Here is an 8,695-nt window from a genome sequence, read left to right on the forward strand (position 1 = left end):
CTTTTTTTATTTAATTTGGTGCGGGCAGACGAAAATCTTGCAAGCAATACCGCAACTTTCCAAACCTGCAAAACGTTGTAGGCAATTATACCGCAGACTCAAGAATCTAACACAAATGAAGAAAATATCAATACTATCAATATTAATTTTAATTACACAAAATATCTATTCTCAAAACTTTGGCGAATTTCCGAAAATTGAAAAAGAAAAGCTTCAAAGAGATTTAGATTTATTACATCAAGGCTTGGATAAGTTTCATTCTGGAATGTATTGGTATACACCAAAAGATAGTGTTGATTTTGCTTTTAATATTGCAAAAAATAAAATTAATAGCGACTTAAATGTTCTTGAATTTCATAAAATAATCGCACCATTGGTAGCACTTTCAAAAGAAGACCATACAGATATCTTTTTGCCTAAAGATATCAAAGAAGAAATATTTATAAATGAAAACATTAAATATCTACCATTAATAGTAAGGTTTTTAGGCACAAAACTTTATTGTATTCGTAATGGTTCTGATAATCCTGAAAAAATTGAAACTTTCGAGATAGAAGAAATAAATGGAGAAACGCCAATTGAAATAGCATCAAAAATTGGAAATTTATTTGCTTCTGATGGTTATATCAAAACTTTGAAATATGATGATTTAAGTGGGTTTGGCTTTTCAAGATATTACTATTATTATTATGGTATTCTTGAAAATTACGAAGTTAAATTTAAAGGAATTGCAGAGCCAATGAATTTCAAATCATTATCGATTAACCAAATTAATAGCAACTTAAAAAAAAGTACAAATATTGTTAAAGAAAAAGTCGAAAAAGAACCTTTACAATTTGAAATAATTAATTCAAAAACAGCTTTAATAACTATTAATACATTTCACAATCCTGAAATTAAAAAGAAAAGTAAATACAAGACATTGAAAAAGTTTTTGGCTTTTAGTTTTTATGAAATAAAAGAAAAAGGCATTGAAAATCTAATAATTGATATTGCTGAAAATGGTGGTGGCACAGAAGGAAATGAAGGGTTACTATATTCTTATTTTGGCGACAACTATCAAAAATATAAAAAAGTTAGGGTAAAAGCTCAAAAAGTCATTCTTGACAATGGAATAGATAAACCAATACAACTAAAAACATTTGGTTTTTTGGAGAGAATTTTTACAAACAAAAAAATGGATGATGGCAGTCTTGAACGAAAAAATGGTTTTGGTTTTGGACTTATGGCTTATAAAAAATCACCAAAAAATAAATTTAACGGAAAAGTTTATGTATTAATTAGTCCGATTACATATTCTGGTGGTAGTGAGTTTTCAAATATGATGTATTCTCAAGGTTTAGCAACATTTATAGGGCAAGAAACAGGTGGTGGATATTTTGGTAACACAAGCGGATATGTAAGATCATTAACTTTACCAAATTCTAAAATTATTATTGATATACCAGCAATACAATTTGTAATGAACGTTGAACCAAAATTACCATTTGGAAGTGGTGTAAAACCACATTATGTAATAATCCCGACAATAAACCAATATATAAATAGAGAAAATGTTAATTTAGAATATGCACTAAAATTGATAAATGAAAAACAATAACTGCCTACAACACCAGTTTGGCAAAATGGCGGGTGTAGTGCTAATTTCAACGGCAGTTCTTCGATTGAACTTTTGTGCAAAACTGAACATTTGTGCTTCGTTTTCCGCCACTTCGCCAAGCTGCCAATCGTTATAGGTAAATTTCTACCGACCAGAATCTAAAGAGAGTTCTCTAAAAAATGAAAAGCGCAATATGAAAAAAGAAGTTGAACACATTTTAACAAAAATTTTTTTGAATTCTAACCCAAATTTTTGCCATTGGGACAATATTCAATATGCATCAATAAAAGGGAAATTGAAAACTAAATTTGTATATGATGTTAAAATTTTTAAATCTGTAATACCAAACACAGATATACTGCCTTTTTGAAGGGCATCATTTTTATTAAATATATAATAGCATTTGTGTGGATTGCAATTTATTTATGGAATACTTCAGATTTCAACTTTTTTTATATTATTCCCATTTGCTTTATCACTTCATATATTATAGAATTTATGTGGTATAAAAGATTAATTACTACTCTTATAGTCTGTATTCTAATATTTGCAATATCCTACAAACTTAATTTAAATATAAATTATTATTTGTTCCTTATATTTTACACTATGGGTACATCATTACACCATCAAATACATAACGATTTTCTTTCACAGTTTTTCTACTCTCAACCAGATATATATATGACAGGAATTAAAACGAAATATATTATTGGCCTCTACGATACAGAAAATAACAAAAAGTATGAAGGACCGTTTGACAATTTAAATTCGGATAATGAAGAAATTCAATCTGAAGGTGTCAATGTTTTTACAGAATTAATAGAACTTGACCAAGAAAATGCAATAGCCTATTTCAACCGCGGACTTGCAAAAGCTCCTTTTGATTGCGCTGGTGCAATAGCTGATTTCACCAAAGCAATTGAAATTGACCCAACATATAAAGAAGCATATAGATATAGGGGGCTTGCAAAGAAAAAAATAGGTGAAGACGGAGAGGAAGACATTCTTATATCTAGACAACTTTAGCTAAATTATTTGATAAGAAATCTACCTTTAACAGCAAATTTGTTCAAAAATGGCTGACGGTGGTTTACGTTAATTCATCAGTTATTTACTTAATTTGGTGCTAGTTAAAAACGTTTATGCAAGCAATGCCATTTCTGCACAAATTTGCAAACCGTTAGGTGCAAGCGTAAAGACCGACACAACAACCATTAAACTGACAGACATCGAAACGACAGGAAGAAATATTATAAATCAAGCGACCGTTTGCCGACACGACAGACCGACCCTTCTGTATTTTTTATTTTTTCCCACCGCACATTTTTTAAAAACAATTTTCAGGCTGACCCACATTGCACACATTTGCAAGCCACACAAGCCGACACACAACCAAAGCTTGCAAAAGAGTGCAATCTCCCACCGCACCATTAGCATTGTGGTTCCAATCAAAACTTTAAATTTGAGACTGAGTTAGCAATGAAAAAGGACAAATACTTACAAATATTCAATTACCTGCTTGAGTTCTCGAAACTCAGAAGCAATCCTGTGAGAGATATTGAGAGTTCTGATGCTCAATACCCTGACAAGGTTTGGCTTGCCGACATTCCACAATATGAAATTTTTGACTGTATTACTTTTCCTTCTTACAACGAGGACGCTGACTATTGGTTAAAGGTTACTAAACCTAAAGACGAGCCACAACAACCGACTTTCAAAAAGTTAAGCGAAACGCTTAATGACTGGATTGTAAAAGACAGTTTAACCGATGAAGATGGAACGCCAAGTTTGAAAGAGACGATAGTAAAAAACGGAAAAACTATTGCATTAGCAGACCAGCAAGAACTTCAACTGGAATTTGATAAATATCTAAATGAAAAATGGCTTAATGATTTAGAACAATATAAGCAGGAAATTAGAGCTTACGAAATCCAATTTGCCGAATACGAACGAAAAGCAAAAACATACAAGCATCTGTTTAGCATTTATAACAAAGCACAACAGTTCGGAGAAGAATTTGAATTAATTTTTGGAGTTGGGTTGCTTTATTTTAAAGAAGATTCTAATACACCGCAAATTTGCAGACACATCTTAACATCAAAAGCGGAAATTTCTTTTGAGTTTTCACAAAGAGAATCTTTTGTGAAAGTTTCGCCAAGCATTGACAATGAAATTCAAATTGAAACGGATGCAATTCTTGACTTGTTTGAGCAATTTGATTCAGCAGACGTAATTGAAGCCGAAAAATTAGTAGCCTCATTTCTCAAAGAAAAGGGCATCTCTGACAATCTGTTTGACCCACAAATTAAAGATGCTATTCAAATTTTTGCAGACAGAATAAGACCAGATGGGCAATCAAAAGAAGATTTAGCAAAACCAAAAGAAGTGGCAAATAAACCTACGGTTTATTTTGCACCTGCTTTGTTATTGAGAAAGAGGAATACAAGGAGCTTTACAGCACTTTATGAAAAAATTATTTCTGAAATAACTATTTCACCCGATTCAATAGACATTCCTTCTATCAATGATATTATTGGAGTTTTGCAACCTGAAGAGGATTCTGAATTTTCCGAAAACGGAACCTCAAATTCCTTTAGTGATGAAACTATTTACTTTCCGAAAAAATATAATGATGAACAAATTGAAATTATTGAGAAAGCGAGAAGAAATAATAAGGTATTAGTTCAAGGCCCTCCAGGAACAGGTAAATCACATACTATTGCAAATTTAATTTGTCATCTATTGGCAAATGGTAAAAAGGTTTTAGTTACCGCCTATACAAAAAGAGCGTTAGAAGTTTTAAAAAATCAACTACCAAAAGACTTTCAAAACTTAACCGTAAATCTTTTAAGTGGCGACTCTACTTCTATTCAAGACCTTGATTCAAGCGTAAATGCAATCAACGATAAACTTGCAAGTATTACAGACCTTACTCGTTATGCAAAAGAGATTGAAGAACGAGAAGCAGATTTGTCATTAGTAAAAAGAGACAAAGCATATACCAAAAATGAATGGTTGAAGGTCAAGGAAAAATCGACACGTAGGCAAAATATAAACCAAAACTATACTGGAACACTTTCAGAGATTGCGGAAAAAATTGAAAAAGAGTTTTCTATCTTTAGTTGGTATAACGATGATTTTGCAGACATCGCCAAAATTGAATTGGTTGGGGATATTAAAAATTTTAATGCATTAACAAGAAAATATCAAAGCTTAGATTGCAATGTTTTTAACTTTATAATTCCTAAAAAAGATAAACTTCTTTCACTTTCAGAACTCCAAAAATTTCGAAAAATAACAGATGACTTACTTGAAAAATATAGTTCGAAAGAGAAACATATTTTAATTATTTGTAAGGATTATCCAGCATTGAGAAGTCAATTAGAGTGGCTTTATAAATTGGTTTTGAATACAGATAACAATGCTTTGTGGTTTAAATCAAGGATAGTAAATGATTTCCAGAACAATCAATTTTTTTGGACAGATAAACTTACTCGGACAAACAAATTAATATCTGCACTAAACGAAGAGTATCTAAAACAACTTGACAGAAGTGTTGAAATTAAATATCTGAATGATAAAAGTTGGATTCAGCTAAATGGTGATGCCAAAATTTTACTAAATTATTTAAAAGAAGGAAACAGTTTATCGGGGATACTTTTTGCAATGAAAAAGCCTCTTTTGCCAAAAAATATTAAAGAAAAGCTATATTTTATTGATTCTGTAAAAATAAACGGAAGCCCTTGTGATACCCAACAAGAATTCGTAACTGTATTAAACGACATCAAATTAAAGCAAGACTTTGAAGAACTCGAAATGATTTGGGAAATACAACCAAATGAGAATTCGAAGTCTTATTTTGACAAGTTTGTTTATTACAAGAAAATTAAAGATGATGCTGATGAGCTTATTGGAATTATCAGAGATATGGGTAAATCAAAAGTACAAATTGAATCAACATCATCTGTAAAAATTACTAATTACAATAGTAATTCTATTAAAGAACTGATTGAGGAAACTGATTACAATTATCTCCTTGCCCAAACAAAATTTTTTAAGGGAAAGCTGACAGATGTACAAAACTATCTTTCAATTCAAAATATTCATCCACTTGCGAACAGCATTATAAATACACTTGCAAATATTGATACTGAAAAATACGAGCAAGAACTTTCTGAAATTGACATTCTCAATTCCGAAAAAAAGAAATACAATGAATATAAAGACCTCCAAGAAAGCCTGCAAAAGGATTTCCCAACATTAGTTTATGAAATTTTACAAAACACTTTTGATTTCTCAAATTTTAGTAATCTTGATAATGCCATTTATTATAAACACGCTTATTCAGAAATAACAAAACTATTAGAAGAAGATTACGAAACAAGACTTGAATACAAGCTGTCTGACCTTGAAAGACAAGAAGAAAAGCTAATTTCAAAAATTGCTTCCAAGAAAGCGTGGTTAAGCGTATTGGGAGGTTTAAGCAATAATTTCTTATTGCGTCAGCATTTACAGGCGTGGGTTCAAGCAGTAAAGAAAATTGGAAAAACAGGAACAGGGAAAAGAGCTTTGAAATTCCGAAAAGAAGCTCAACATCAAATGGAGAAATGTAAAGATTCCGTTCCTTGTTGGATTATGCCTTTATATAAAGTTGCAGAAACAATAAATCCCGAACAGGGAATGTATGATTATGTGATAATTGATGAGGCAAGTCAATTAGGGGCTGATGCGATTTTTCTACTCTACATTTCTAAAAACATAATCATTGTTGGTGACGACAAACAAACTTCGCCTGAATATGTAGGCGTTGATGCAAACACAATGACACCGCATATTAACCGTCATTTACAAAATATACCATTTGCAAATTATTACGGGACAGAGTTTAGCTTTTTCGACCACGCAAAAAGATTCTGCAATGGAATGACCGTTTTGCGAGAACATTTTAGATGTATGCCGGAAATAATTGAATTCTGCAATAAACATTTTTATGCTCCCGATGGAAAAGGATTATATCCGTTAAAGCAGTATTCCGAAAACAGAATCGAACCTTTGAAAACAGAATATTGCCAAAGTGGCTTTGTTGATGGGACATATCAGAATATCACAAATAAAGTTGAAGCGGAAGGTATCGCAAATAAAATAGCAGAACTTGTAAATGATGAAAATTACAAAGGGAAATCTTTCGGAGTAATTGCATTGCAAGGAAATAAGCAAGCAACAATAATTGACAATCTGATTTTAAAGAAAATTGGAGAAGTTGAGTATAAAAACAGAAATATTGTTTGCGGGAATTCCGCAAGTTTCCAAGGAGACGAAAGAGATATAATGTTTTTGAGTTTAATTACTGCTCATAATCATAACAGGAGTGCATTGACAAAGCCCGAAGATGAAAGAAGATTTAATGTTGCAGTAAGTAGAGCAAAAGAGCAGATTTGGCTTTACCATTCTGTGCAATTAGATGATATGAGTAATCAGAATGATTTACGTTACAAACTTCTTGACCATTTCCTTAACCATAAACAACAACCAATTCCACCGCAGAAATTTATTGAACGGAGTATGGGCACTCAACCCGAACCATTTGAAAGTTGGTTTGAGGTTGATGTATTCAATGACATTGTTTCAAATAGTTATAGTGTGATTCCGCAATACGAAGTTGCAAAAGGAAGATACAGAATTGATTTAGTAACACTCTTAGGAAACGGAATAAAAATAGCAATTGAATGTGATGGCGATAAATTTCACGGTGCAGAGCAATTTCAGAATGATTTAATGCGACAAAAAGTTTTAGAGAGATGCGGTTGGCAGTTCTTTAGAGTTAGAGGCGGTGAATATTATTCTAACCGCAAAAAAGCAATGCAACCGCTTTGGAAACTTCTTAAAGCAAACGACATTCAAATAGAAGAACCACAAATCAAAAACAATTATCAGCATTCCGAGGTTGAGGAAACCGAGATTGAAAGGAACGAAACAGCCCAAAGTGAAACTATCAAACAAATAATTCCGAGACAGGACACAATATTTGAACAGTCGGATTTATTTGAAACCAAGAAACAGGTTGCGATGGACTTCTCTAATCAACCGCCTATTCAGACAGAGCATTCAATCAAGACTGCCACAAATCTATTTGCATTTCCAGAGTTCTTAGTTTTCACTTCATTGCACAACGTGTATAAAATTCAAAACAGAGGATTTAATAGTAAAGCACAAGTTATCGAACAAATAGAATTTGAAGAAACTGAAAAACCAATTTATCTGACAGGAACAAAAAATTATAATGGTTATTTGTTTGTTGCATTTGAAAACGGAAAGGCAGGAAAAATATCTTTTACAAGTTATCAAACTGAACAAAACAGAAAGAAATTAAAAAACGCTTACAGCAATGAATCAAAATTGGTTTTCATTGAGCATATAGAGAACGATATTGATTTGGTTGCTTTGAGTAGTATAGACAAAGTAGCTTTGTTCAATACAAGTAAAATAAATCCCGTTGACAGTAGAACATCCAAAGGAGTTCAAGTAATGAAACCTAAAGACGGGAGTTTTATGAAAGTAGTTAAGAAACTGAATCAGGTTAAATTTAACGACCCTGAATATTATCGTAAAGACGGAGGTTTAAATATTGTTGGATATTATTTAAAGCAAGGAGATGAAATATAACAGCGAAATCCGACACACAAAAGCATACACATTTGCAAGCCACACAAGCGACCGCACAAACCAAAGCTTGCAAAAGAGTATGCTTTTCTCCGTCCCAAATAAAATTGTTTTTAAAAATTTCCTTCCCTTCAAAAAAATAAAAAATACTCAACCCACAGCCGACACTCTATGACACGACAACTCAATAACGAGAATGGTTGTAGCCCTCGACAGACAAGAACGCCAGCACCTAACAGCGGTTTGGCAAAAGTGGCGGTTCAGTGCTTCGTAGGACAGTTTTGTGGTTATATAAACATTTGTGCTTCGTATGAAAGTTTGTGCTAAAAATCGCCACCTTCGCCAAGCCGCAAAACGTTACCTGTAATTGCTACTCAACTGGGTGTTTAAAAAAAGATAAAGTTTCGACCTTGAATTTCGGGTCGAGAAAGC

The 8,695-nt window shown here is 32.3% G+C and carries 3 protein-coding genes; all 3 read left to right on the top strand.

Features of this window, described 5'->3' with window-relative positions; translation table 11 throughout:
- A partial coding sequence (locus I5M32_RS16295) for a S41 family peptidase (RefSeq protein WP_234461995.1) occupies positions 1-1,600 on the top strand: 1,600 nt, incomplete at its 5' end.
- 609 nt (positions 1,601-2,209) lie between these two features.
- On the top strand, positions 2,210-2,629 hold the full coding sequence (locus I5M32_RS16300; protein ID WP_200588206.1) for a tetratricopeptide repeat protein: 420 nt from the start codon (positions 2,210-2,212) through the stop codon (positions 2,627-2,629).
- A gap of 453 nt (positions 2,630-3,082) precedes the next feature.
- Entirely contained in the window at positions 3,083-8,266 is a 5,184-nt protein-coding gene (locus I5M32_RS16305; protein WP_200588208.1) for an AAA domain-containing protein, read from the top strand.
- Positions 8,267-8,695: the final 429 nt, after the last annotated feature.

Source organism: Pedobacter segetis (genome assembly GCF_016623585.1).
In the GTDB taxonomy this organism is placed as follows: Bacteria; Bacteroidota; Bacteroidia; order Sphingobacteriales; family Sphingobacteriaceae; genus Pseudopedobacter; species Pseudopedobacter segetis.

Bases quoted from the DNA above. Each gene is read 5' to 3' on its own strand.
- I5M32_RS16300 (WP_200588206.1), top strand. From the start codon at position 2,210: ATGGGTACATCATTACACCATCAAATACATAACGATTTTCTTTCACAG.
- I5M32_RS16305 (WP_200588208.1), top strand. From the start codon at position 3,083: ATGAAAAAGGACAAATACTTACAAATATTCAATTACCTGCTTGAGTTC.